Origin of the sequence: Brenneria tiliae, from assembly GCF_023347575.1 — a bacterium.
Classification (GTDB): domain Bacteria; phylum Pseudomonadota; class Gammaproteobacteria; order Enterobacterales; family Enterobacteriaceae; genus Brenneria; species Brenneria corticis.
In genome coordinates, this window is record NZ_JAKPCB010000103.1 from 464,396 (window position 1) to 489,061 (window position 24,666).

General features: G+C 56.1%; 22 protein-coding genes, 1 tRNA gene, 1 other RNA gene and 1 riboswitch. Of the genes, 10 read left to right on the top strand and 14 right to left on the bottom strand.

Annotated elements, in window-relative coordinates; all coding sequences use genetic code 11:
* Positions 1-45: 45 nt before the first annotated feature.
* A complete protein-coding gene (locus tag MFP24_RS22975) occupies positions 46-1,584 on the bottom strand; it encodes a SpoVR family protein (protein ID WP_249232360.1) in 1,539 nt (512 codons plus the stop codon).
* A 284-nt stretch (positions 1,585-1,868) separates the two neighbouring features.
* Between MFP24_RS22975 and MFP24_RS22980 the strand changes: the two genes are divergently transcribed.
* On the top strand, positions 1,869-3,125 hold the full coding sequence (locus MFP24_RS22980) for a D-amino acid dehydrogenase (RefSeq protein ID WP_249232359.1): 1,257 nt from the start codon (positions 1,869-1,871) through the stop codon (positions 3,123-3,125).
* Here MFP24_RS22980 and MFP24_RS22985 read toward each other — a convergent pair.
* From MFP24_RS22985 to yeaG, 3 genes are all read right to left on the bottom strand, one after another.
* Positions 3,122-4,321, bottom strand: coding sequence for a multidrug effflux MFS transporter (locus tag MFP24_RS22985; RefSeq protein WP_249232358.1), 1,200 nt, complete (start codon positions 4,319-4,321; stop codon positions 3,122-3,124). The genes MFP24_RS22980 and MFP24_RS22985 overlap by 4 nt on opposite strands.
* A 141-nt stretch (positions 4,322-4,462) precedes the next feature.
* The gene (locus MFP24_RS22990) at positions 4,463-5,734 is read right to left on the bottom strand and encodes a YeaH/YhbH family protein (RefSeq protein ID WP_249232357.1); all 1,272 of its coding nucleotides are present in this window, start codon (positions 5,732-5,734) and stop codon (positions 4,463-4,465) included.
* A 36-nt stretch (positions 5,735-5,770) separates the two neighbouring features.
* The gene (yeaG, locus tag MFP24_RS22995) at positions 5,771-7,705 is read right to left on the bottom strand and encodes a protein kinase YeaG (RefSeq protein WP_249232356.1); all 1,935 of its coding nucleotides are present in this window, start codon (positions 7,703-7,705) and stop codon (positions 5,771-5,773) included.
* A 468-nt stretch (positions 7,706-8,173) separates the two neighbouring features.
* Here yeaG and MFP24_RS23000 point away from each other — a divergent pair, with 468 nt between their 5' ends.
* Positions 8,174-8,923 carry a MipA/OmpV family protein gene (locus tag MFP24_RS23000; RefSeq protein WP_249232355.1) on the top strand — a complete coding sequence of 250 codons (750 nt, stop codon included), beginning with the start codon at positions 8,174-8,176 and terminating at the stop codon, positions 8,921-8,923.
* 110 nt (positions 8,924-9,033) lie between these two features.
* Positions 9,034-9,888, top strand: a complete 855-nt coding sequence (locus MFP24_RS23005; protein WP_249232354.1) for an aldo/keto reductase — start codon at positions 9,034-9,036, stop codon at positions 9,886-9,888.
* A gap of 59 nt (positions 9,889-9,947) precedes the next feature.
* Here the strand turns inward: MFP24_RS23005 and MFP24_RS23010 are convergent, their stop codons facing one another.
* A complete protein-coding gene (locus MFP24_RS23010; RefSeq protein ID WP_249232353.1) occupies positions 9,948-10,823 on the bottom strand; it encodes a D-hexose-6-phosphate mutarotase in 876 nt (291 codons plus the stop codon).
* A 163-nt stretch (positions 10,824-10,986) separates the two neighbouring features.
* Positions 10,987-11,982 (bottom strand): glyceraldehyde-3-phosphate dehydrogenase, encoded by a 996-nt coding sequence (gene gapA, locus MFP24_RS23015; RefSeq protein WP_249232352.1) that lies wholly within the window; start codon positions 11,980-11,982, stop codon positions 10,987-10,989.
* Between the two features lie 344 nt (positions 11,983-12,326).
* Here gapA and msrB point away from each other — a divergent pair, with 344 nt between their 5' ends.
* A complete protein-coding gene (gene msrB / locus MFP24_RS23020) occupies positions 12,327-12,746 on the top strand; it encodes a peptide-methionine (R)-S-oxide reductase MsrB (RefSeq protein WP_249232351.1) in 420 nt (139 codons plus the stop codon).
* A 116-nt stretch (positions 12,747-12,862) separates the two neighbouring features.
* A complete protein-coding gene (locus MFP24_RS23025) occupies positions 12,863-13,138 on the top strand; it encodes a YeaC family protein (RefSeq protein ID WP_249232350.1) in 276 nt (91 codons plus the stop codon).
* Between the two features lie 47 nt (positions 13,139-13,185).
* On the opposite strand, the gene pncA is transcribed toward MFP24_RS23025, so the two are convergent.
* The 3 genes from pncA to sppA all read right to left on the bottom strand — a co-directional run bounded on the left by pncA (position 13,186) and on the right by sppA (position 16,807).
* A complete protein-coding gene (gene pncA / locus MFP24_RS23030) occupies positions 13,186-13,833 on the bottom strand; it encodes a bifunctional nicotinamidase/pyrazinamidase (protein WP_249232349.1) in 648 nt (215 codons plus the stop codon).
* A 19-nt stretch (positions 13,834-13,852) separates the two neighbouring features.
* Entirely contained in the window at positions 13,853-14,872 is a 1,020-nt protein-coding gene (ansA, locus tag MFP24_RS23035; RefSeq protein WP_249232348.1) for an asparaginase, read from the bottom strand.
* 78 nt (positions 14,873-14,950) lie between these two features.
* Positions 14,951-16,807, bottom strand: a complete 1,857-nt coding sequence (gene sppA / locus MFP24_RS23040) for a signal peptide peptidase SppA (protein ID WP_249232347.1) — start codon at positions 16,805-16,807, stop codon at positions 14,951-14,953.
* Positions 16,808-16,990: 183 nt separating this feature from the next.
* Between sppA and MFP24_RS23045 the strand changes: the two genes are divergently transcribed.
* The 3 genes from MFP24_RS23045 to MFP24_RS23055 all read left to right on the top strand — a co-directional run bounded on the left by MFP24_RS23045 (position 16,991) and on the right by MFP24_RS23055 (position 19,845).
* Positions 16,991-17,542, top strand: a complete 552-nt coding sequence (locus MFP24_RS23045) for an NAD(P)H nitroreductase (protein ID WP_249232346.1) — start codon at positions 16,991-16,993, stop codon at positions 17,540-17,542.
* A gap of 93 nt (positions 17,543-17,635) precedes the next feature.
* The gene (locus MFP24_RS23050) at positions 17,636-19,558 is read left to right on the top strand and encodes a DNA topoisomerase III (RefSeq protein ID WP_249232345.1); all 1,923 of its coding nucleotides are present in this window, start codon (positions 17,636-17,638) and stop codon (positions 19,556-19,558) included.
* The gene (locus MFP24_RS23055) at positions 19,555-19,845 is read left to right on the top strand and encodes a DUF1496 domain-containing protein (RefSeq protein WP_249232344.1); all 291 of its coding nucleotides are present in this window, start codon (positions 19,555-19,557) and stop codon (positions 19,843-19,845) included. Before MFP24_RS23050 ends, MFP24_RS23055 begins: the two co-directional genes overlap by 4 nt.
* A gap of 67 nt (positions 19,846-19,912) precedes the next feature.
* Here the strand turns inward: MFP24_RS23055 and xthA are convergent, their stop codons facing one another.
* Positions 19,913-20,719, bottom strand: coding sequence for an exodeoxyribonuclease III (xthA, locus tag MFP24_RS23060; protein ID WP_249232343.1), 807 nt, complete (start codon positions 20,717-20,719; stop codon positions 19,913-19,915).
* Between the two features lie 141 nt (positions 20,720-20,860).
* A riboswitch (glycine riboswitch) is annotated at positions 20,861-20,953 on the top strand.
* A gap of 118 nt (positions 20,954-21,071) precedes the next feature.
* On the opposite strand from xthA, the gene MFP24_RS23065 reads away from it, so the two are divergent.
* Complete coding sequence (locus tag MFP24_RS23065) at positions 21,072-21,692, top strand: trimeric intracellular cation channel family protein (protein WP_249232342.1); 621 nt, start codon at positions 21,072-21,074, stop codon at positions 21,690-21,692.
* Positions 21,693-21,786: 94 nt separating this feature from the next.
* Here MFP24_RS23065 and MFP24_RS23070 read toward each other — a convergent pair.
* From MFP24_RS23070 to MFP24_RS23085, 4 genes are all read right to left on the bottom strand, one after another.
* Positions 21,787-21,916, bottom strand: a non-coding RNA gene (locus tag MFP24_RS23070) — RtT sRNA.
* Positions 21,917-21,958: 42 nt separating this feature from the next.
* Positions 21,959-22,043, bottom strand: a tRNA-Tyr gene (locus MFP24_RS23075).
* Between the two features lie 157 nt (positions 22,044-22,200).
* A complete protein-coding gene (purU, locus tag MFP24_RS23080) occupies positions 22,201-23,049 on the bottom strand; it encodes a formyltetrahydrofolate deformylase (RefSeq protein ID WP_249232341.1) in 849 nt (282 codons plus the stop codon).
* Between the two features lie 84 nt (positions 23,050-23,133).
* A complete protein-coding gene (locus MFP24_RS23085; protein WP_249232340.1) occupies positions 23,134-23,604 on the bottom strand; it encodes a YchJ family protein in 471 nt (156 codons plus the stop codon).
* A gap of 135 nt (positions 23,605-23,739) precedes the next feature.
* Between MFP24_RS23085 and rssA the strand changes: the two genes are divergently transcribed.
* Complete coding sequence (rssA, locus tag MFP24_RS23090; protein ID WP_249232339.1) at positions 23,740-24,648, top strand: patatin-like phospholipase RssA; 909 nt, start codon at positions 23,740-23,742, stop codon at positions 24,646-24,648.
* The last annotated feature ends 18 nt before the right edge of the window (positions 24,649-24,666 follow it).

The window sequence follows — 24,666 nt, forward strand, 5'->3', positions numbered from 1 at the left end:
CGGCCCGAATACCCTTTTGCAACGATTTATCAGTTCGATGTAGCGCTATGAAGAGGGCGCGTTACGCGGCGGGCAGCGCTCCAGCAGCTCGATGCTGCCGTCATCGTTCGCCTGCTCCATATATACCTCAAAACCCCATAGACGATGAACGTGCTTCATCACTTCCTGACTGCTCTTATCCAGCGGCGCCCGATTATGCGGGATATAGCGCAGCGTCAGTGAACGATTGCCGCGTAAATCCACATTCCAGACCTGAATATTGGGTTCGAGATAGCTCAGATTATACTGTGCCGACAGCTCCTGGCGGATCAGGCGGTAGCCTTCTTCATCATGGATCGCGGCGATTTCAAGATAATTATTGTGGTCGTCGTCAAGCACGGTGAATAGCCGGAAATCACGCATCACTTTCGGCGACAGGAACTGGCTGATAAAGCTTTCATCCTTAAAGTTCTCCATGGCGAAGTGCAGCGTATCGAGCCAGTCTTTACCTGCGATTTCCGGGAACCAGTAGCGGTCCTCTTCGGTGGGCTCCTGACAGATGCGCTTAATGTCCTGAAACATGGCGAAGCCCAGCGCGTAAGGGTTGAGCCCGCTGTAGTAAGGGCTGTTGTATGGCGGCTGGTAAATGACGTTGGTATGGCTGTGCAGGAACTCCAGCATAAAACGTTCGGAAACCCGGCCTTCATCATAGAGATGATTAAGAATGGTGTAGTGCCAGAAAGTGGCCCATCCCTCGTTCATCACCTGGGTCTGTTTCTGCGGGTAAAAATACTGGCTGACTTTACGCACGATGCGCAAAATTTCACGCTGCCAGGGTTCCAGCAGCGGCGCGTTTTTTTCCATAAAGTAGAGCAGGTTTTCCTGCGGTTCGTGCGGGAAACGCCGGGCCTGCTCCTGCGCCACGCCCTGTTCGCGGCGCGGAAGGGTTTTCCACAGGTCGTTGACCTGGCTTTGCAGATAAGCTTCGCGGCTCTTCTGGCGGGATTTCTCTTCTTCCAGCGAGATTTTCTGCGGGCGTTTGTAGCGATCCACGCCATAGTTCATCAGGGCGTGGCATGAGTCCAGCAGGCGCTCCACCTCTTCGACGCCGTAGCGCTCTTCGCATTGCGCAATATACTGCCGGGCAAAGATAAGATAGTCGACGATTGAACCGGCATCGGTCCAACTGCGGAACAGATAATTGCCTTTGAAGAAAGAGTTATGCCCGTAGCAGGCGTGGGCCATAACCAGCGCTTGCATCGGCAGGGTATTCTCTTCCATCAGATAGGCGATGCAGGGATCGGAGTTGATAACAATTTCATAAGCCAACCCTTGCTGGCCGTGCTTGTAACGTTGTTCGGTTTCAATAAATTTCTTGCCGAACGACCAGTGGGAATAGTTAATCGGCATGCCTATGCTGGAATAGGCGTCCATCATTTGCTCGGAGGTAATCACTTCGATTTGATGGGGATAGGTATCCAGACGATAGAGTTTCGCTACCCGATCTATCTCATCAAGATAGACCTGCAGTAATTCAAAAGACCAGTCTGGCCCGTCATCCAGGCGATTAGGTTTTTTTACCGGGTTATCAGTCGATATAGCCATCAGCGCGCCCCTTACATGATCGCCTGCACAATATCGTACAGACATGATTAATCTTAGCTCAATCTGATAAAAGTGACGTAAAAACGGCAGGTTGGCAGAAAACATTCACCGAGTCATTCGGTATAATATGCTGCCTGCGGCGGCAACGAACAATAGATAAATGCTATATCTCCACATGATGACAATTTTTACCTAAATGCTAGAGTAGTCTTTTATTCCAATAGATAGCTAATTATCCAGCATATTACATGGCAAGTAAGCGTAACGGACGGAGATAAGTAAAGATGCGGATTGTCATTCTAGGGAGTGGTGTTATTGGCGTTAGTACCGCCTGGTATCTGGCGCAGGCCGGACATGAAGTGACCGTCGTCGATCGGCAGGCTGAGCCGGCGCTTGAAACCAGCGCCGGCAACGCCGGACAGATCTCGCCGGGCTATTCCGCCCCCTGGGCGGCGCCGGGCATACCGCTGAAGGCCGTTAAATGGCTGTTTCAACGCCATGCGCCGCTGGCCATCCGGCCCGACTTTTCGGCTGAACAGCTGCGCTGGATGTGGCAGATGCTGCTGAATTGCGACAGCCGTCATTACCAGGTCAATAAGGCCCGCATGGTCAGGCTGGCCGAATACAGCCGCGATTGCCTGCAGGCGCTGCGCCAGAAAACCAATATTCAGTATGAAGGCCGGCAGGGCGGCACGCTGCAACTGTTTCGCACCGCGCAGCAGTATGAAAACGCGGTGCGCGATATCGCGGTGTTAAAAGAGGCGGGCGTGCCGTATCAACTGCTGGATAACCTGCAGCTGTCCTCCGTCGAACCGGCGCTGGCGAACGTCACGGATAAGCTCACCGGCGGTTTACGCCTGCCCCATGACGAAACCGGGGATTGTCAGTTATTCACCCGCAGTCTGGCCAAAATGGCGGCGGATGCCGGCGTGGTATTCAGGTTCGGTCTGGCCGTCCGTCATTTGCAGGTGGCGGGGGCGCAGGTCACCGGCGTGCAATGTGACGATGAGACGTTGACCGCGGACGCTTACGTCATGGCCTGCGGCTCGTATTCGACGGGGCTGTTGCGTGATTGGTTCACTATCCCGGTCTATCCGCTGAAAGGCTATTCCCTGACCATACCGCTGCTCGATGAGGCCGCCGCGCCGGTTTCCACCGTGCTGGACGAGACGTACAAGGTCGCCATCACGCGTTTCGATCGGCGTATCCGCGTGGGCGGCATGGCGGAAATCGCCGGTTTTGATACCGAGTTGAATGGCAAACGGCGTAAAACGCTGGAGATGGTGGTGCGCGATCTTTACCCGCACGTCGGGCCGGTGGAGCAGGCGACCTTCTGGAGCGGGTTACGTCCGATGACGCCGGACGGCACGCCGCTGGTCGGACGCTCTCCGCTGAAAAACCTGTTCCTGAATACCGGGCACGGTACGTTGGGGTGGACGATGGCCTGCGGCTCGGGACAGCTGCTGGCCGATATCATCGCCGGTAAAGCGCCGGATATTCAGTCCGACGATTTATCCGTATTCCGCTACGCCAGGGTTTAACGCTGGGGCAGCGGGGTAATGCGGCCTTTCAGCCCGCGGGTTAACGCTCTTGCCCGAACGGCCAGCAGCGCGGCGCACAGCATAACCAGCGCCAGGGATATTTTGGCCGGCAGCGGCAAGGCCATCGCCGCCAGCCCCAGCGCCGCGCCGCCCGCCATCTGAATAAAGCCGGCCATCGCCGAGGCGATCCCGGCCTCATTCGAGTAGGGTTCCAGCGCGTAGCTGGTGGAGGGGCCGATAAGAAACGCCAGCCCGGCGCAGGCCAGCGCGACGGGCAGCATATAGCTCGGCCAGGTATCCTGTAGCTGGGGCGGCAGCAGGGCCACGCCGGCAATCAGGCTGAGAGCCCCGGCGCCCATCAGCGCGCTTCCTATGCTCAGGCAGACCGGACGGCCAATCTTGCGAATAATGCGGTTGGCGAAAAAGCTCACCAGCATGATCCAAAAGCCATTGGCGCCGAAGGCCAGCGAAAATTGCAGCGGCGTCAACTGAGCCTGATTCATCAATACCACCGGTGAAAAGGAGACATAGGTCAGCGCCATGCCCATGGCGCCCGCATTCACCAGGGCGAATGCCAAAAAGCGCGGGCTGGACAAAATGCGCGCGTATTGCCGCAGCGGCAATTGACGAATCGGCAGGGTGGATTGCGGCCGGGTTTCCGGCAGGAAAAAGGCGATCAATAGTAAAACCGCCACGCTGTAGCCGGTCAGAAACCAGAACGGCGCGCGCCAGCCGAAGGCTTCGGCCAGCAGCCCGCCGAATAACGGCGCCAGGGCCGGCACGATATTCAGCGTGCCGTTAAGAAAACCGAACGCGCGGGCGGCGTCATCGCCGCTTAGTCTGTCGCGTACGCTACTGGAAATCGCCACCGCGGTGCAGCAAACCGCCATGCCCTGAAAAAGGCGCGACAGCACGAAAATGGCGGCATCGGTCGCCAGCGACGCCATCACGGCGCCGATAAGGTAGATAACCACGCCGGCCAGCGCCATGGGGCGACGGCCATAGATATCCACCAGCGGGCCGGCGATCAGCTGCCCTAATCCCATAACCAGAATGAAAAGCGCGATGGTTGATTGAATCAGCGGTTCGGAACTGTTTAATCCTTGGGCGATGGCGGGGATCAGCGGTAAATAGATATCGATGCCCAGCGGCCCCAGCAATACCAGAGCCAGCAAGAGCAGAACAAATTTTTGCATAACGAAACGGCGGCCTGAGTTTATCTTGGCGTTAGGGTAATGCGGCGCGCCGGCTAATGAAAGGGTTATATTGGTGACGTTGTAACAAGTTACGGGCGATTAAATCAGCCAGGATAGGATTAGCTGGCTGATTTAGTTAGGTTAGTTACCGATGGTTTGCTTGCGGAAAAGTTCACGGAACACCGGATAGATATCATCCGGATCGCGGATATGCTGCATGGCGAAGTTATCAAATTCGTCACGCAGCATTTCGTACTCGCGCCACAGCGTTTGGTGGGAGCGGCGGGTGATTTCAATATAGCTGTAATAACGCACCATCGGCAGTAGCTGGTCGGCCAGCAACTGATGGCACAACGGGGAGTCATCGGCCCAGTTATCGCCGTCGGACGCCTGCGCCGCATAGATATTCCAGAGCGACGGATCGTAACGTTCGCGCACTACCTCCTCCATCAGCTTCAACGCGCTGGAAACAATGGTGCCGCCGGTTTCCTGCGAGTAGAAGAACTCCTGCTCATCCACCTCTTTAGCCTGGGTATGGTGCCTGATATAAACCACCTCGACGTTTTTATAATTTCTGCTGAGAAACAGATAGAGCAGAATATAAAAGCGTTTCGCCATATCCTTGGTGGCCTGATCCATCGAACCGGAAACATCCATCAGGCAGAACATCACCGCCTGACTGGACGGCTCGGCCCGGCGCTCATAATTTTTGTAACGCAGGTCGAAAGTATCGATAAACGGCACCCGGGCGATCTTTTGCCGCAGTTCGGCAATATCCTGGCGTAAACGCTCTTCTTCCAGCAGTTGCACCGGTTCGGAATGCTCCAGCTGTTCCAGTTCCTCCTCCAGGGCGTGCAACTCACGGCGTTTGCCCGCCGTCATCGCCATCCGCCGGGCCAGGGAGTTTTGCAACGAGCGCACCACGCTGATATTGGCGGGAACGCCATTGGCGGTATAACCCGCGCGATGGTTTTTGTACTCGTTCAACTGCCGATGCTGGGTTTTTTTCAGATTCGGCAGCGCCAGATCTTCAAACAGCAGGTCCAGATATTCGTCCTTGGATATCTGAAATACGAACTCATCCTGACCTTCGCCGTCTTTACTGGCATCGCCCTGGCCGGAACCGCCGCCGCCTCCCTGCGGCCGCTCGATGCGGTCATTCTGTATAAAGTGATCGTTCCCCGGATGCACGCGATGGCGCCGGCCGCCGCGCCCCTGATGGAACATCGGTTCGTTAATGTCTCCGTTGGGAATCGATACCGATTCCCCGCTGTCTATATCGGTCACCGAACGCTTGTTAATGGCCTCGGAAATCGACTGTTTTATTTGCGACTTATAGCGGCGCAGAAAGCGCTGGCGGTTAACCATGCTTTTGTTTTTGCCATTTAGCCGTCGATCAATGAAATAGGCCATGCTTCCCCCAAACGACGTTGCCAGTTTCATGCATCATTATGACGATTTCCTCACCCGCAGATACCATTCGCACAGCAAACGCACCTGTTTGCGGGTATAGCCTTTTTCCATCATGCGATCGACGAAATCATCATGCTTTTTCTGTTCATCCGTTGAGGTTTTGGTATTGAACGAAATCACCGGCAGCAGCTCTTCGGTGTTGGAGAACATTTTCTTCTCAATCACCGTGCGCAATTTCTCGTAACTGGTCCAGTTCGGATTACGTCCGCTATTGTTGGCGCGGGCACGCAGCACGAAGTTGACGATTTCGTTACGGAAATCCTTGGGATTACTGATGCCCGCCGGTTTCTCGATTTTCTCCAGTTCGGCGTTCAGCGATTCACGGTCGAACAGCTGCCCGGTATCCGGATCGCGGTACTCCTGATCCTGAATCCAGAAATCCGCATAGGTAACATAGCGATCGAAGATGTTCTGTCCGTATTCGGAGTAGGATTCCAGATAGGCGGTCTGAATCTCTTTGCCGATAAACTCGGCGTATTTGGGGATTAGATAGCCTTTCAGGTGTTCCAGGTATTTCTCCGCCTGTTCCTGCGGGAACTGCTCGCGTTCAATCTGCTGCTCCAGTACATAGAACAGGTGTACCGGGTTGGCCGCCACTTCGCTGTGATCGAAGTTAAAGACACGGGAAAGTATCTTGAAGGCGAAGCGGGTGGAAAGACCGTTCATGCCCTCATCGACGCCGGCATAATCGCGATACTCCTGATAGGACTTCGCTTTCGGGTCGGTGTCTTTCAGGGTTTCGCCGTCGTAAACCCGCATCTTCGAATAGATGCTGGAGTTTTCCGGCTCTTTCAGCCGCGACAGGATCGAGAAACGGGACAGCGTTTCCAGCGTACCCGGCGCGCAAGGGGCGTGAACGAGTTCGCTGTGATTAAGCAGCTTGTCGTAGATCTTGACCTCTTCGGAGACGCGCAGGCAATACGGCACTTTCACGATGTAGACGCGGTCAAGGAAGGCTTCGTTGTTTTTGTTATTACGGAACTGCACCCATTCCGATTCATTGGAGTGCGCCAGAATAATGCCGTTGAACGGCAGGGCGGCGATACCTTCCGTACCGTTGTAGTTGCCTTCCTGCGTCGCGGTCAGCAGCGGGTGCAGCACTTTAATCGGCGCCTTGAACATTTCCACAAATTCCATGATGCCCTGGTTGGCGCGGCACAGCGCGCCGGAGTAGCCGTAGGCGTCGGGATCGTTCTGCGCGTAATGTTCCAGTTTGCGGATATCGACCTTGCCGACCAGCGCCGAGATATCCTGATTGTTTTCGTCGCCCGGCTCGGTCTTGGCAATGGCGACCTGCGCCAGAATGGACGGCCAGACTTTGATGACTTTGAATTTAGTGATGTCGCCGCCGAATTCCTGCAGCCGTTTGGCGGCCCACGGCGACATGATGGTGCCCAGATAACGCCGCGGAATGGCGTATTCTTTCTCCAGAATGGCGGCATCTTCCCGTGGGTTAAACAGGCACAGCGGATGATCGTTGACCGGGCTGCGTTCGCCGTTGGCGCTAAGTATATAGATCGGGACGTGCTGCATCAGCACTTTCAGGCGTTCCGCCAGCGAGGATTTACCGCCGCCGACCGGTCCCAGCAGATAGAGAATCTGTTTCTTCTCTTCCAATCCCTGCGCGGCGTGTCTCAGGTAGGAGACGATTTGCTCTATGGCGTCTTCCATGCCATAAAATTCTTCAAAAGCGGGATAGCGCGCAATAACCCGATTGGAAAATAGACGGGATAGCCGCGATTCATGAGCGGTATCCACCATCTCGGGTTCACCGATAGCCATTAGCAATCGCTCGGCCGCGTTAGCATACGCACTACGATCCTGCTGACAGATAGTAAGGAATTCCTGCAGTGTGAACTCTTCATCCTTGGCAGCGTCGTAACGCTGACGGTAGTGATCAAATATGTTCATAGCGATGCCGTCCTTCGTCGATTAGCACAGATGATTAAGAGAGCGTGTAGAATGCGTACGGCCTATAATATGCCCTCGAAAGAAGAAATCTCCCCTGACTACAGCCTAACTACGGTCTGATTACAGCAACCCTTATGCCAACTTGTGACTCCGGGCGATATCGTGGTTTTATTTATGCCTGCAGGCGCGGAAAACTTCATCTTCTATATTAAAGCGTAGTTTGCATCCGTAAAATTTCCTCTCCTGAGCAGACATCTTTTTAAGACATTTCAATGACTCACTTCCTGGCAATAGCGTGTAACATCCAGCGTGGCGGGTCTTGAAGCAGAATAACGCCTGTTGCACATAAGGTAGAGACAATATTGGTATAAGTTATTCTCTTGTCTTATTTTTATTAAGACGCGCAGAGAAAAACACCAACGGCCGCAGCATCATTTTTAACGATGTATATCTGTATAGGAAAAAATTGTGAAGAAATTTCAACTATGTCTGTCAGTCGCGCTGGCGTCGGCCGCCGCGGCGCTCCCCGCAGCCTATGCTGCGGAGGTTTCCCTGGGGCTGGGGGCCGCAGGGTCGACGTCCGTCTATCGCGGTGACGATAATCACGTTTACCCGTTGCCGATGTTGAATTATGAAAGTGAAAGCTTTTATTTTCGCGGCCTGGGGGGCGGATACTATTTGTGGAATGACGGCGCCAACAAGCTATCGCTGACCGCGTACTATCTACCGTTGGGGTTCAAGCCCGGCGACAGCGATGACGTCCGGATGAAGCAGTTGGATAAGCGGCGCGGCACGCTGATGGCCGGGGCGGCCTATGAGCATATCGCCGAGTGGGGGCAAATTCGCACCGTACTGGCCGGCGATACGCTGGACTACAGCAACGGCCTTATCTGGGATAGCGCCTATCTTTATCGCTTTACGCTGGGCGATCTGAATATTACTCCCGGCATCGGCGCCAGCTGGTTCAGTGAAAATATAAACCGTTATTACTATGGCGTCAGCAGTAAGGAGTCGGCGCGCTCCGGGTTTAATCGCTACCGTCCCGGGGATGGCTGGGCGCCCTATGTCGAGCTCAGCGCCAATTATCAGATAAATCCCAGCTGGAGCGCCTGGGCGGTGGGCCGCTATACCCGTCTGTCCGACGAGGCGAAGGATAGCCCGATAGTCGATAGCAGCTATAGCGCATTATTGAGCCTGGGCGTCAGCTACCGGTTCTAAAGCCGGTCGACAGATGGTGCGCCGATTGCACTAAAATGGGGTGATATCACTCCATTTGCACTTTAATGGCGCATTGGCGTGGCGCGCTATTGGTTACAGGAGAAAGGATAATGGCGATAAAAGAAGTCGGTTTTCCGGACGGAAGCACAGTGCCGGCGGTCGGGCAGGGAACCTGGTTTATGGGGGAGAATGCCGCAGCCAGAGCGCAGGAGGTCAAGGCGCTTCAGGCGGGTATCGACCAGGGGCTGACGCTGATCGACACCGCGGAAATGTATGCCCGTGGCGGGGCGGAAGAGGTCGTCGGAGAGGCGATTCGCGGGCGACGCGACGGGGTGTATCTGGTTTCCAAGGTTTATCCGCACAACGCCGGCGGCCAGAAGGCGGTTAACGCCTGCGAGCAGAGCCTGAAGCGTCTGCAAACCGATTATATCGATCTCTATTTGCTGCATTGGCGCGGCGGCATCCCGCTGAGTGATACCATCTCCGCCATGGGGCAGCTGCAGCGCAGCGGCAAGATCCGCCGCTGGGGCGTATCCAATCTTGATGTTGATGATATGCGCGAGCTGTGGTCGCTGGAAGGGGGCGAGGCGTGCATGACCGATCAGGTGCTGTACCATCTGGCGTCGCGCGGTATCGAGTTCGATCTGCTGCCGTGGTGCCGGCAACAACGGGTGCCGGTGATGGCGTATTGCCCGATTGCCCAGGCGGGGCGGTTGCGCGACGGGCTGTTTGCCCACCCGGTGGTTAACGCCGTCGCCAGGCAGCATGACATCACTCCGGCCCAGGTTCTCCTGGCCTGGGTTATCCGCCAGCCAGGAGTGATAGCCATTCCCAAAGCCAGCAGCGAAACGCACGTTAAACAGAATGCGCAGGTACTGGATATTGTGCTGTCGCCGGAGGCGCTTGCGCAGCTGGATCAGGCATTTCCGCCGCCGCGGCGCAAACAGCCTCTGGATATTGTCTGATACGCTCCGGAGCGCGTAGATAATGGCGGATGATCGGGCGATTATCCGCCATCCGGCGATTATGCCGTTTTCCTGATGCGCAGGGTGGCGGACAGCCGGGCGGGGGAGCGCAGCGTGGCGGTAAAAGGCTGATTAATGCGCGCGGTTTCCACGCAGACGAAGGTTTTATAGCCGTCGTCGGTCATATCGCCGATGGTGTGCGATAATTCCGCGCCCGGGTTCCATGACACCACGTCGCTGTGGTGGGCGTGGTGCACTTCAATCGTGCGCTGCAACGCCGGGTCATTAATAACGCTAATAGTCTGCGGATGGGTGTAGATGCGGTCCGTACGGCCGGTAAAGACCAAATCGCCTTGCTGATACGCGATCTCGCCCTGATTCACTTTATCGATAAACTGTTCCCCCAGGCCGCCGATGGCGATCCGGCCGATATCCCCGATATGGAAATAAGTGTGCAGGGCGCTGGTGATGCTGTAATCGCCATGGGCTTCCAGTTCGATACGGCTCTCTTTCCCCAGAGTGAAACGCGCGATCAGGGTAAATTCGTGCGGCCAGTATTCCCGGGTCTGCGCATTGTCGCGCAGCGTGAAGGCGAGCTGCACGCCGTGTTCGTCTTCGCTATGGGAGGTGAACTCCCACGGCAGCAGACGTGCAAAGCCGTGGTTGGGGGAGGAAAAGGGGCCGAACCACGGAAAGCAGATGGGGATCCCGCCGCGGATCGCCACCTGTTCGGTGAACGCGGTGTTGTCGCTCAGCCACAACACCGGCGCTTCGCCCGTCGGCTGCCAGCTCAACAGATGGGCGCCCTGTAATGCCACCGCCGCGCGAACCTGCGGGTGTTCGACCACGATGACCGGCAGTTGATCCAGCTGCCGTTGGCTTACGGTTGCCGTAACGGGTTTGCTGATGGGAAGCGCGAAAATCTTATCATTCATGATGTTGCCTTTTTTTGTGGCGTGCCATCCATGGCCGCCACCCTGTGGGTCGTCGCTAACGCGACGTCAAAAACTTCTCCCGGAAGTTTTTTGGTTGTTGTTAATCAGCAAGTAAAAAGGGCGGCCCCAGGGCCGCCCTTCATCATTGAATCATTACCCAGACTTACTTGGAGATATGGGCGATCAGATCCAGAACTTTGTTGGAGTAGCCGGTTTCGTTATCGTACCAGGAAACCAGTTTCACAAAGTTGTCGCTCAGCGCGATACCGGCTTTCGCGTCGAAGACGGAAGTCAGTTTTTCGCCGTTGAAATCGGTGGAAACCACGTCATCTTCGGTGTAACCCAGAACGCCTTTCAGTTCGCCTTCGGAAGCGGCTTTGATGGCGGCACAGATTTCTTTGTAAGAAGCCGGTTTTTCCAGACGGGCGGTCAGGTCGACAACGGATACGTTCGGGGTAGGAACGCGGAACGCCATACCGGTCAGTTTGCCGTTCAGTTCAGGAATAACCTTGCCGACCGCTTTCGCTGCGCCGGTAGAAGACGGGATGATGTTCTGAGATGCGCCGCGGCCGCCGCGCCAGTCTTTGTGAGACGGGCCGTCAACGGTTTTCTGCGTTGCGGTGGTGGCGTGAACGGTGGTCATCAGCGCTTCAACGATACCGAAGTTGTCGTTGATGACTTTGGCCAGCGGCGCCAGGCAGTTGGTGGTACAGGATGCGTTGGAAACGATATCCTGGCCGTCGTAGCTTTTATGGTTAACGCCGATAACGAACATCGGGGTGCTGTCTTTGGACGGACCGGTCAGCACCACTTTTTTGGCGCCGGCGGTGATGTGTTTACGCGCGGTTTCGTCAGTCAGGAACAGACCGGTTGCTTCAGCGACAACATCAACGTTGACTTCGTTCCACTTCAGGTTCGCAGGATCGCGCTCTGAGGTGACACGAATCGTTTTACCGTTAACAACCAGGTGGCCATCTTTAACTTCAACGGTGCCGTTGAAACGGCCATGGGTAGAGTCATACTTCAACATATACGCCATGTATTCAGCGTCTAACAGATCGTTGATCGCGACGATTTCGATGTCGGAACGTTCCTGTGCAGCGCGGAAAACAATACGGCCGATGCGGCCAAAACCGTTGATACCTACTTTGATAGTCATATATTCCACCAGATATTGGTTAGTGAATAAAAGGTTGGTTGTAAAATTACAAAAACCTTGCTGGGCGTCAAGCGGAATCGTGTCAATAGTTGCTGTAAGTCAAACCTGCCGCCAACCCTTGCACGAAAATCCGCCAGTGCTTGTAAATAAAGAACATTTCAGACGGATACCGGCTCTGAGAGCATCATATAAACTCCGTCCCATCCAGAATTGCGATAAAGGTCACAATTAAATATTCGCCCCGACAACAGCTATTATATTAAGCCAAAATGGCCTGTAAAGTTGTTAATTTTTTGTTATAATTAATGATCAATTTAATAGCTAACACACGCAGTGAGGCGACTATGAGCGACGATCCCTCTCAACAAACACCGCCAGATGCAGAACAACTGACGGAAATGCAGCGCTATGTGACCCAACAGCGGGGCACCGAACCCGCTTATTCCGGCAAGCTGCTGCACAATAAGCGCACGGGTATTTACCACTGCCTGTGCTGCCAGAAGCCGCTGTTCTATTCGGATAACAAGTACGACTCAGGGTGCGGTTGGCCGAGTTTCGACCAGCCGGTCTCATCCGACGTCATCCGCTATCTTGAAGATAACGCCCACAACATGCGGCGCATCGAGATTCGCTGCGGTAACTGCGACGCGCATCTGGGCCACGTATTCCCTGATGGTCCGCAGACCACGGGGGAGCGCTACTGCGTTAATTCCGCGTCGCTCAGCTTTATCGACGACGTAGATGGCGAGCGGGTTGACGGCTAAATCGGCCACCGGTGCAAGCTGGCTACCCGACCTGAATTGTAACCTAGCTTAATCGTTTCAGCCAAGCGTTTATAGCGATAAATATGGCAGCAAAACCGCATGCGGGGAGATAAAGGATGCAACTCGACGATCTGATTGACGCCATGACGCCGGAAATTTATCAACGGCTGGCAACGGCGGTGGAGTTGGGCAAATGGCCGGACGGCGTCGCTTTGTCCGCGCAACAGAAAGAGAATTGTCTGCAAATGGTGATGCTGTGGCAGGCTCGCCATAATCAACAGGCGGAGCATATGACCATCGGCCCCGACGGCGAGATTGTGATAAAAAGCAAACAACAGCTGAAGCAGCAGTTCAGTGAACCCGCCGTGGTGAAGATAAAAATGCAAGGCTAAACGCAGGCCGGGGGGAAGGGCGACGGACCTGCGCCGAGACGGCGGCGTTAGCCGCCGGACGCCAGCCCGGCAACGAAGCTTTGCAGATCGACAAGCTTCGCGCCGCGCCGCTGCATTTCCGCCAGCGCCGCCTGGCTGTCCTGCGGGTCAAGATTGACGCCGCGGCATCCATCCACCAGCACCTCGGTTTTATAGCCCAGTTCGAGGGCGTCCAGCACGCTGAATTTCACGCAATAGTCCGTGGCGATGCCCATCACGGTCAGGCGAGTAATGTTCCGCGTCCGTAGCCAGTCGTCGAGCGCGGTTTTAGCGCGGTGCCCGTTATCAAAAAACGCGCTATAGCTATCAATATCGGCCTGGGTGCCTTTGCGTACCACCCATTCAATCGCCTGCCGGTTCAACGCCGGATGAAACTGCGCCCCCGGCTGATGCTGAACGCAGTGTACCGGCCACCAGACCTGGGGCAGGCCGTCCAGCTCGCCGGTTTCCCCCACGGCGGCGTTGGCGTTGATCGCGAAGCTGCCGTGATCGGCCGGGTGCCAGTCCTGGCTGGCAATGACCGGGATGTTCGCCGCGGCGCAGGCGGCGATGGCGCGATTCGCCACCTCAATCACCCGATCGCCCTCGGCCACCGCCAATGCGCCGCCGGGACAGAAATCATTTTGCAAATCAATTAACAATAGCGCTCTGTTCATGGTTGGCCTCGTGACGGATTTAGTCTTTATCGCTCAGTTCGCCGCGCAGATTTTGCTGCATCAGCCGCCGAATTTGCTCAGGGTCGAGGTCCGGCCGGCTGAGCAGATAGTGCAGTTTCGTCAGCGCGGCTTCGACGGTCATATCAAAACCGCTGATCACGCCGGCCTGCGCCAGCGCATTACCCGTGGCGTAGCCGCCCATATCAACCCGCCCGGAGAAGCACTGCGTCAGGTTAACCACCACGATGCCGCGTTCCGCCGCCTGACGCAACTCATTCAGCAAGCCGGGGCTTTGCGGCGCGTTGCCCACGCCGTAAGAGCGCAGTATCAGCGCTTTTACCGGCTGGCGCAGAAAGTTGCTCACCACGTCCGCCGAGATACCCGGATAAATGGTAATCACCCCGATAGGCTGGGGCGTAATGGAATGAACGCGCAGCGGAGGACGGTTCTCGTCTGACGCCATCGGCGCCAGGCGGCGGATATGAATACCGGCTTCCAGCAGCGGCGGATAATTAGGCGAGGCGAACGCATCAAACCCATCGGCATGGGCCTTGGTGGTGCGATTGCCGCGCCACAGTTTGTTATTGAAAAACAGCGCGACCTCATTGACCGGGTGATTGGCGGCAATATACAGCGCATTCAGCAGGTTGGTTTGCCCGTCGGAACGTAATTCCGCCAGCGGAATCTGTGACCCTGTCACTATTACCGGCCTGGAGAGATTCTGCAACATGAAAGAGAGCGCCGACGCGGTAAACGCCATGGTGTCGGTGCCGTGCAAAATAACAAAACCGTCATAGTCGCCGTAATGCTGCTGAATATCGTTGGCGATGGTTTGCCAGTCCGCCGGCGTGGTATCGGAGGAATCAATCAATGGCTGATATTCATGAATAGTAAACGCCGGCATTTCGGCACGATGAAATTCCGGCATCTGCGCCAGCTGCCGCTGTAAGTAGCCGGAGACGGGAATATAGCCGTTGGCGGAACGCTGCATGCCGATGGTGCCGCCGGTATAGGCGACGTAAATGGATTTTTTGCGCATAGATATGAAAGACGATAGAGATGACCAAAGAGAGAAAGCGGCATAGCCATAAAAATGGCTATGCCGGACCGAACGGCTTTACCGCACCTGCACTTCGCCGCAGGTGAGGCAGAGCGCGTAACGATGCTGCGGGTCGTTAAGGTTATGCATAATGGACGGCTGCGCCCGAACCACTTCGGCCAGCTGCGCCGCCGGTGCGGGCAGCAGCGACTGAACGGTGCCGGGCAGCCAGGCATAAACCGAGGCGTTAATCTGGTTCAGCATGGCGTCAAACAGGCTGGGCTGTTCGGCAAACCAGCTAAGCTGGTATTGCCCCAGTTTTGCCAGTTCGGCGGCTTTTTTCACCGCATCGTCAAAATCCCCTAACTGGTCCACCAGGCCATTCTCTTTGGCGTCGCTGCCGATCCACACGTGTCCCTGAGCGATCTGATCGATCTGCTCCGGCGTTTTTTTGCGAGCCTGAGCGACGATATCGATAAAATTCTTATACCCGCGCTCAATGCTTAACTGAACCAGCTGGCTGAATTCGGGCGGCAGCGATTTGGTGATCGACAGGTCGGCCAGCGGCGAAGTGGCTACGCCGTCGGTGTGCACGCCGATGCTTTCCAGAGAGTTTTCAACGGTGTTGATTACCCCGAAGATGCCGATAGAGCCGGTGAGGGTGCTGGGGCTGGCGATAATGGCGTTTGCCGGCGTTGAAATCCAGTAGCCGCCCGATGCCGCCATACCGCCCATGGAAACCACCACCGGTTTGCCGGCCAGGCGTACCGCCATCAGCTCGGAGCGGATCATTTCCGATGCCGTCACGCTGCCGCCGGGGCTATTGACGCGCAGCACGACCGCCTTGACCTTGGGATCGAGACGCGCGGCGCGGATCTGGGCGGCCGTGGTATCGCCGCCCACCATTCCCGGCGTTTCCGGGCCGTCAATAATGGCGCCGTTGGCAAAAATCACCGCTATCTGATTATTGTTCTGCACCGCCGGCTTGGGCGCATAGTCGTAAATGCTGATGAAATTGAAGTTATTGGTTTTGTTATTCCAGCCGAACGCTTTTACCAGCGTTTGCTCGATAACGGAACGGGAAGTCACTTCATCCACCAGTTTATTCTGCAAGGCATAGCGGGCGGTGTCGCCTTGCACCGCCTGTAGCGCGGAGAGAATACCGACGGCGCCGGGGAACAGCTGCTGCGGGGTTATCTGCCGGTTGGCGGCGACGGTGTTCAGATAGTGCTGCCAGAGGGTGTTAATCCAGCGGCCGTCCGCTTCTTTGGCCTCCGGGGACATATCATCGCGCAGGTAGGGTTCGACCGCGGATTTATAGGTTCCGACGCGGAATATATTGGTGGTGACTTTCAGCTTGTCGAGCAGGGATTTGAAGTAGAGATTGTTGGTGGCGAAACCATGCAGGTCCACGCTGCCCTGCGGGGTCAGCGCCACCGTATTGGCGAAACTGGCCAGATAATATTGCGCCTGATTATAGCTATCGCCCACGGCGTAGATGGGTTTGCCGCCGTCGCGGAATTCCCGCAGGGCTTTACCGATGTACTGCAGCGATGGCTGGTCCGCGCCGGTAAAGTCGCTCAGATCCAGCACGATGCCGGTAATATTATCATCGGCTTTCGCCTGCCGAATGCTGTCGACAATATCAAACAGGGAGTTTTCCTGGCGGCGGTTGCTGGATGCGCCGAAAAACTCACGCCCCAGCTGACGCAGCTTATTATTCATGCTGGGCTGATCGACCACCACGCCGGTGAGGTCGATCAGCAAGGCGCCGCGGGCGGTTTCCGCCGGCTTGCTGTTGAATTGCGTATAGATCCCGACTCCGATAAGAATGAGCGCGATAAGAAAAATATTGAGAATAAATTCTCTGATAAAATTAAGCAGACGCCATGTCCACTTAAAAAATCCGCTAAAAATTCGCCACAATGTGCGCATAACATCTCCGAAAACGGGAAAACAGCTTAATATCCTAAAGAGCGGACGCTTAAAAGTCAGCATTAAATAGTGCCCGCAAGGCGCCGGGGTGGGGCTATCTTGTAACAAAACTTCTACTTGTGCTACCGTGGCGCGCAATATCGCCTTATCACAGAAACCAGATTGTAATACAGGAGATGTGCGATGGATGCTCTCGAACTGTTACTTAATCGCCGTTCGGCTTCCCGCCTGACAACGCCCGCACCTTCGGGCGCGGCGCTGAACAATATTATCCACGCCGGTATGCGCGCTCCCGATCACGGAACCTTACAGCCCTGGCGCTTCTTTGTGATTGAAAATGAAGGGCTGGCGCGTTTTAGCGCGCTGTTGAGCGATGCGGCGCAGCAGGCGGGGATGGATGAAGCCGGGATAGAAAAAGCCCGTCTGGCGCCGTTCCGCGCGCCGCTGATTATTACCGTGGTGGCGCACTGCGCGGAAAATCCCAAAGTTCCGCGCTGGGAGCAGGTGGTTTCCGCCGGCTGCGCGGTACAGGCGATGCAAATGGCCGCGCTGGCGCAGGGGTTCAACGGCATCTGGCGCAGCGGCGCCTGGACGCATCACCCGCTGGTGCGCGAGGCTTTTCATTGCCGCGAGCAGGACGAGATCGTCGGCTTCCTCTATCTCGGGACGCCGCAGCTAAAGGCATCCACCAAGGTGACGCCCCTTGAGCGTGAAAAATTCGTCCGTTATTTCTGATAAACGCGCAGTGAAAGGTCTTCGCTCCTCGTTGCCGCTTCCCTGTTCGGCACAGCGGCGGTTGGAAACACTCTTTCAGCGTAATGGTGCGTAATGCGACTTTTTATTGCCGAAAAGCCCAGCCTCGCGCGGGCGATTGCGGATGTGTTGCCTAAACCGCATCGACGCGGCGATGGTTTTATTGCCTGCGGTCAGGACGATGTGGTGACCTGGTGCATCGGGCACCTGCTTGAGCAGGCGCAGCCCGACGTTTACGACGCGCGCTATGCTCGCTGGTCGTTGGCCGATTTACCGATCGTTCCCCAGAAGTGGCTGCTGCAGCCCCGTCCGTCGGTGAGCAAACAGCTTAACGCCATCAAAAAATTACTGCTGGAAGCCGATGAAATCATTCACGCGGGCGACCCCGATCGTGAAGGACAGCTGCTGGTCGACGAGGTGCTGGAATATCTCTCGCTACCGCCAGAAAAGCGCCATCAGGTGCGCCGCTGCCTGATTAACGACCTGAACCCCCAGGCGGTTGAACGGGCGGTGGCCAGGCTGCGCGAGAACCGGGAATTCATTCCGCTGTGCGTTTCCGCGCTGGCCCGTTCCCGCGCCGACTGGCTGTATGGCATCAATATGACCCGGGCCTATACGCTGCTGGGGCGTAATGCCGGCTATGACGGCGTGCTGTCCGTGGGCCGGGTACAAACGCCGGTGCTGGGGCTGGTGGTTCGCCGGGATGAAGAGATCGAAAACTTTGTGTCGAAAGACTATTTCGAAGTTAAAGCCCATATCATCACCCCCGCCGGCGAACGGTTTGTCGCGCTCTGGCAGCCGAGCGAGTCCTGCGAGCCTTATCAGGATGAGGAAGGGCGCTTATTGCATCGCTCCCTGGCGGAGCACGTGGTCAAGCGCATTGACGGCCAGCCCGCATGGGTGACCGGCTATAATGATAAACGCGAGTCGGAAACGGCGCCGCTGCCTTATTCGCTGTCGACGCTGCAGATTGAAGCCGCCAAACGCTTCGGACTCAGCGCCCAGCAGGTGCTGGATATTTGTCAGAAGCTGTATGAAACCCACAAGCTGATTACCTACCCGCGTTCCGATAGCCGCTACCTGCCGGAAGAGCATTTCGCCGGGCGCCATGCGGTGCTGAACGCCATTTCGGTGCATCAGCCGGAATTATTGCCGCAGCCGGTAATGGATATCGACAAACGCAACCGCTGCTGGGATGACGGCAAAGTGGATGCCCACCATGCGATTATCCCCACCGCCCGCAGTTCGCACACCGCGCTGTCGGATAACGAGCGCAACGTTTACGGACTGATCGCCCGCCAGTACATCATGCAGTTTTGTCCGGACGCGGTGTTCCGTAAATGCGTTATCGATCTGGATATCGCCGGCGGGAAATTTGTCGCCAAAGCCCGCTTTCTGGCGGAAGCCGGCTGGCGCACGCTGCTGGGGGGCAAGGAGCGTGATGAAGAGAATGAGGGCACGCCCCTGCCGGTGGTCGCCAAAGGCGACGAACTGCTGTGCGAACGCGGCGAAGTGGTGGAGCGGCAAACCCAGCCCCCGCGGCCGTTTACCGACGCCACCCTGCTGTCGGCGATGACGGGCATCGCGCGATTTGTGCAGGATAAAGCGCTCAAGAAAATTCTGCGCGCTACCGATGGTTTAGGTACCGAGGCGACGCGCGCGGGCATTATCGAGCTGCTGTTCAAGCGTACGTTTCTGTTCAAGAAGGGGCGTTATATCCATGCCAGCGAGGCGGGGCGGGCATTAATCCACTCTCTGCCGGACAGCGCCGCGCATCCGGATATGACGGCGCACTGGGAGGCGACGCTGACGCAGATCAGCGAAAAGCAGTGCCGCTATCAGGATTTTATGCAGCCGCTGACCCAGACGTTGCAGGAGTTGATTCACCAGGCCAGAGCAAGCCGGGCCGTGAGCGCGTTCAAGGGCATCACGGCTCCTCCGGTGAGCGGTAAAAAGCGGCGCAAGCCGCAACGCAAAGATAAGGAGCAGAGTCAATGAGAGGATTAGCTGGCTGGTTTATGGCCGCCGCCGTGCTGGCGCTGCCGTCGGCGGCGCAGGCGAATCGCGGCGGAACGGAGGTGGTGGTGCCGGTTCCCGCCGAAGCGTGGGGCGCCGGCTCCGCCGCGCGGGAGCGGAATAATAATTGTATGCGCTGTTGTGTTTACGAAAACCGTAACTATACGGAAGGCGCGGTGTTGAAAGTGGACGGGGTGATCCTGCAGTGCGTGCGGGATAAACAGACCCTGGGGACCAATAATCTGATTTGGCAGCCGATCAAACAGTAGCGTCAACGCTTAAACGCCGCCGGTTAAGCGCGGTCGCGCCGCGGAACTGCGCCACCGCGTCGTTATATTACACCGCGAACTCGGCCCATATCGGCGCATGGTCGGACGGCTTTTCCATCGCCCGGATATCATAGTCGATGCCGGTAGCGGTACAGCGTTCGGCCAGCGGCCGGCTGGCCAGTATCAAATCGATACGCAGGCCCCGGTTGGTATCGAAACCGGCGGAACGATAGTCAAACCATGAAAAACGGTCGTTACAGTCCGGGTTGGCGGCGCGGAACGTATCGACAAGCCCCCAGCCCTGTAACCGGGCCAGCCATTCGCGCTCTTCCGGCAAAAAGGAACATTTCCCGGTGCGCAGCCAGCGCTTGCGATTCTCTTCACCGATACCGATATCAAGATCGGTGGGGCTGATATTGAGATCGCCCATAATGATTAAGGGGCGATCGGCGAGATGGTGCTGCTCGATGTAGTTTTGCAGATCCTGATAAAAGCGCGTTTTGGCAGGAAATTTAATCGGATGATCGCGGCTTTCCCCCTGCGGGAAATAGCCGTTTACCACGGTAAGCGTCCCCTGTTCGGTAGCAAAGTCCGCCATAATAATGCGGCGCTGGGCGTCTTCCTCATCCGTCGGAAAACCGCGGCGCACGGCAATCGGCGGGGTCTTGCACAAAAGCGCGACGCCATAGTGGCCTTTTTGTCCGTGATAAAAAACGTGATAGCCATGTTGGCTCACTTCGTCCAGGGGAAACATATCGTCATGGACTTTAGTTTCCTGCAGGCCGATCACGTCGGGCCGGTGCTGTTCGATAATGGCGGCCAACTGATGCGGACGCGCTCTTAGCCCATTGATATTAAAAGAAACAACCTTCATATTCGCTGCCGTTCAATGAAAATGTTTCCCGATGGTAACAGAAATTCAGGCGGTGAGTCACCGCCGGCGTGGGAAGCCGCTCAACGGGTAAACAAGATTCGCCTATAGCGGATTGAACCGGGAGGGCGTAGCCCGTATACTCCGCAGTTCGCAGGAGAGAGAGCTTCGCCATCGAGGCTCCGCCGAAGGCGCAAACTCCCATAATCGCTCAGGCCGCCATACTGCGAATTCCATTTCAGCCAACTGGAGAGAGGTTGTTGCGACAACCCACCGAAGGGGCAAGCGGCGAGCGCCGCGTAAACTCTCAGGTAAAACGGACAGAGGGAGGGGCACATTTCACAGGAAATATTGTGTGCTGACTTACATCTATCTGATCGCCATCACCGCTGAAGGCATGTCCGGCGCGCTGGCCGCCGGGCGCCGCAATATGGATATTTTCGGCGTCGGCATGATTGCGTTTATCACCGCGCTGGGCGGCGGCACGGTGCGCGACATTCTTCTTGGCAACTATCCCATCGGCTGGACGCAACACCCCGGTTATATCTATCTCACCGTCGGCGCCGGCCTCTTTACCATTATCATCGCGCGCGTTATGCATCATTTGCATCGCCTGTTTCTGGTGCTGGACGCCATGGGGCTGATCGCCTTTACCATTATCGGCTGCAACGTCGCGCTGGCGCTGGATTATTCCCTGACGGTGGTGATTATGGCCGGGATTGTGACGGGGATTTTCGGCGGCATTCTGCGCGATATCTTCTGTAACCGTACCCCTATGGTATTAAAGAAAGAGCTCTATGCCAGCGTTTCGCTGCTGGTCGCGCTGCTGTATCTGGGGTTGAAGTCACTCAACGTGAATCATGATATCAACCTGCTGGTTTCTTTCGCCATTGGCCTGTCGCTGCGTCTGGCGGCGATCCGCTGGTCGTGGCAACTGCCAGTTTTTTCTTACGGGCCGGGGAGTTGGAAGAGTTAATCCCACGCCCGAACCTTGGTCGAAGGTTCTCACCTTCCCCCAACGGGAATCTGAAAGCTGAGTGCTGGAATTTAATTCAGGGAAATCTTAGAAGTGGTGGTGGGGGAAGGATAACTCGCCGCTGCGCGGCTCGCCCTGCGGGCCAACGCTGAAGCGTTGTTCAAAACCTGGCGGTTTTGTCGAACCTTGGTCGAAGGTTCTCACCTTCCCCCAACGGGAATCTGAAAGCTGAGTGCTGGAATTTAATTCAGAGAAGTCTTAAAAAGTGGTGGTGGGGGAAGGATTCGAACCTTCGAAGTCTGTGACGGCAGATTTACAGTCTGCTCCCTTTGGCCGCTCGGGAACCCCACCACTGGCCTTGCTGCAAGATGCTTTCGTTTCAAGCGGGGCGCATCATATCAAATGACGCGCCGCTGTAAAGCCTGATATATCAAAAATAAACCCGTTTGCCGATTTTTTATTCCATTCGGCGCATCCTGATAGATAAAACGATGTCCGATCGGCAAATTTAAAGAATAATGGTGCGGTTCCCATAGACGAAAACGCGCTGCGCCAGCACCCGGTACAGCGCGCGGCTTAACACGTTTTTCTCTACGTCGCGTCCGGCTCGCATCATATCATCGGCGGTGTAGGTATGGTCGACGTGAATAACGTCCTGCATGATGATCGGGCCTTCGTCCAGGCTGTCGTTCACGTAGTGCGCCGTGGCGCCGATGATTTTCACGCCGCGCTCATAGGCCTGATGATAGGGGCGGGCGCCGATAAAGGCCGGCAGGAATGAGTGGTGGATGTTGATCACCTGATTGGGATAATGCTGCACAAACGCCGGGGTCAACACCCGCATGTATTTCGCCAGCACCACGTAATCCGGCTGATACTGGTCAATCTGCGCGATCATCTGTTGATCGTGTTCTTCCCGGGTAAGCCCCTCATGGCTGACCAGATGGAACGGGATCTCAAACCGTTCGACCAGGGTGCGTAATGTTTCATGGTTGCCGATAACCGCGGCGATTTCGACATCCAGTCCGCCGTAGACGCTTTTCATTAACAAATCGCCCAGACAGTGGGCTTCCTTGGTCACCAGAATGACAATCCGGCGGTTACCGGCGCTGGTCAGTTCTCGAACCGAGCCCTCGGGAAGCGCGCCGTCCAGATCGGCCAGCAGGGTGGTATCGTTGAAGATACCTTCCAGTTCGGTGCGCATGAAAAAACGCCCGGTGCGATGATCCACAAACTCGTTATTTTGCACGATATTGAGTTCGTGCTTGTAACAGATATTGGTGATTTTGGCGATAAGCCCTTTGGCGTCCGGGCAAATGGTGCGTAAAACTTTTCTTTGTATATTCTGGGGTTGCATGAGCACGTGGATCCTGTCCAAAACTAAAATAACGACCGTATGTTAATGCAGTGCCGGAATTCACTGCGGGTTAATCTCTGTTTCCTACTGTCCGCAACACTTTTTGTATTTTTTGCCGGAACCGCACGGACAGTGCTCGTTTCTGCCGGTTTGCAGATGAATGCCGTCCATATAGTACCAGCGATTATGATGGCGAAGGAAGCGTGAGCGCTCGCGCATGATTAATCCCGTCCGTTGTTTGTCCGTCGCGGACGAATAGCGGGCGGCGAATTCGACATAACCTTCATCCGGCGTGCCGCCGGCGGAGGTTGCCAATATGCTAAGTCCCAGCCAGCGAGTATCCTGACAGCTTTCGGCAATGGCGGTGCGCCATTTTTCCGGCTGCAGTTCGGGATGCCAGGTCGCTATCAGGTAATCCACATCCCGTCTGACATAGGCCGTATAGCGGGAGCGCATCAGGGTAACGGGATCGGCGGGTTGAGCGGCATGGCTGAGGTATGGCTGGCAGCACGATCGATATGGCGACCCGCTGCCGCAGGGGCAAGATTCCGGCACAGCATCTCCTGAAAAAAACTTAATTATAAAAAACGTGATAAATAATAGTGGGATCCCTATTCAGGATGCCGATATGTTACCTAATAAGCTCAGGATGTAGCAATGTGCGCTAGAATGAAAACACATGAGGCAACCATGCGACAGATAAAAGTTGGTCTGGCATTAAGTTCCGGAGCCGCCAGAGGATGGGCTCACATCGGTGTTATCAAGGCACTGAAGGAGCTGGGAATTGAAGTTGATGTGGTAGCCGGTTGTTCCGTCGGCGCCTTGGTCGGCGCCGCCTATGCGACGCACCGGCTGGATGCCATGGAACGCTGGGTCAGCGGATTTGGCTATTGGGACGTTATCCGCCTGATGGACCTCTCCTGGCAGCGCGGCGGCCTGTTGCGCGGCGACAGAGTGTTTAATAATGTAAAGCTTCTGTTACGTACGCAGCGGATTGAGGATTGTGATATTAAATATGGCGCCGTGGCGACCAATCTGAGCACCGGGCGGGAGCTCTGGTTGACAAAAGGGGATTTGCATCAATCAATCAGAGCGTCTTGCAGCATACCCGGCCTGTTATCTCCCGTTCGCTTTAACGGCTATTGGCTGGTGGATGGCGCGGTGGTGAATCCGGTGCCGGTATCATTGACCCGGGCTATGGGGGCCGATATTGTGATCGCCGTTGATTTGCAACAGGAGGCCAGCCTTAACCACCACGATTTTCTATCGATTAAGCCGACGGCGCCGGAACCTGAGGTGGGGGAGGTTGCCAATAGCTGGCGGGGTAAAATTCGTGAGCGTTTGTTGCGGGGGCAACGTCAGCGCACCGTGGTCTCGCCGACGGCGATGGAGATCATGAGCACGTCAATTCAGATTCTGGAAAACAGGCTGAAGATGACCCGGATGGCGGGCGACCCGCCCGATGTGATCATCCAGCCTTATTGCCCGCAGATTGCCACTCTGGATTTTCATCGGGCGCAGGAAGCGATTGAGGCCGGTCGCCAGGCCGTGGAGAAGAAACGTGATGAATTGCTGCCTTTGGTCAACAAGTCGCACTGAATATCCTGCGCACGCGAC

Bases quoted from the DNA above. Each gene is read 5' to 3' on its own strand.
- purU (WP_249232341.1), bottom strand. From the start codon at position 23,049: ATGCAACCCCAGAATATACAAAGAAAAGTTTTACGCACCATTTGCCCG.
- pncA (WP_249232349.1), bottom strand. From the start codon at position 13,833: ATGAACAGAGCGCTATTGTTAATTGATTTGCAAAATGATTTCTGTCCC.
- gapA (WP_249232352.1), bottom strand. From the start codon at position 11,982: ATGACTATCAAAGTAGGTATCAACGGTTTTGGCCGCATCGGCCGTATT.
- MFP24_RS22985 (WP_249232358.1), bottom strand. From the start codon at position 4,321: ATGCAAAAATTTGTTCTGCTCTTGCTGGCTCTGGTATTGCTGGGGCCG.
- rssA (WP_249232339.1), top strand. From the start codon at position 23,740: ATGCGACAGATAAAAGTTGGTCTGGCATTAAGTTCCGGAGCCGCCAGA.
- MFP24_RS22990 (WP_249232357.1), bottom strand. From the start codon at position 5,734: ATGGCCTATTTCATTGATCGACGGCTAAATGGCAAAAACAAAAGCATG.
- ansA (WP_249232348.1), bottom strand. From the start codon at position 14,872: ATGCGCAAAAAATCCATTTACGTCGCCTATACCGGCGGCACCATCGGC.
- MFP24_RS22980 (WP_249232359.1), top strand. From the start codon at position 1,869: ATGCGGATTGTCATTCTAGGGAGTGGTGTTATTGGCGTTAGTACCGCC.
- MFP24_RS22975 (WP_249232360.1), bottom strand. From the start codon at position 1,584: ATGGCTATATCGACTGATAACCCGGTAAAAAAACCTAATCGCCTGGAT.
- MFP24_RS23005 (WP_249232354.1), top strand. From the start codon at position 9,034: ATGGCGATAAAAGAAGTCGGTTTTCCGGACGGAAGCACAGTGCCGGCG.
- MFP24_RS23050 (WP_249232345.1), top strand. From the start codon at position 17,636: ATGCGACTTTTTATTGCCGAAAAGCCCAGCCTCGCGCGGGCGATTGCG.
- MFP24_RS23045 (WP_249232346.1), top strand. From the start codon at position 16,991: ATGGATGCTCTCGAACTGTTACTTAATCGCCGTTCGGCTTCCCGCCTG.
- msrB (WP_249232351.1), top strand. From the start codon at position 12,327: ATGAGCGACGATCCCTCTCAACAAACACCGCCAGATGCAGAACAACTG.
- MFP24_RS23025 (WP_249232350.1), top strand. From the start codon at position 12,863: ATGCAACTCGACGATCTGATTGACGCCATGACGCCGGAAATTTATCAA.
- MFP24_RS23055 (WP_249232344.1), top strand. From the start codon at position 19,555: ATGAGAGGATTAGCTGGCTGGTTTATGGCCGCCGCCGTGCTGGCGCTG.
- MFP24_RS23010 (WP_249232353.1), bottom strand. From the start codon at position 10,823: ATGAATGATAAGATTTTCGCGCTTCCCATCAGCAAACCCGTTACGGCA.
- xthA (WP_249232343.1), bottom strand. From the start codon at position 20,719: ATGAAGGTTGTTTCTTTTAATATCAATGGGCTAAGAGCGCGTCCGCAT.
- sppA (WP_249232347.1), bottom strand. From the start codon at position 16,807: ATGCGCACATTGTGGCGAATTTTTAGCGGATTTTTTAAGTGGACATGG.
- yeaG (WP_249232356.1), bottom strand. From the start codon at position 7,705: ATGAACATATTTGATCACTACCGTCAGCGTTACGACGCTGCCAAGGAT.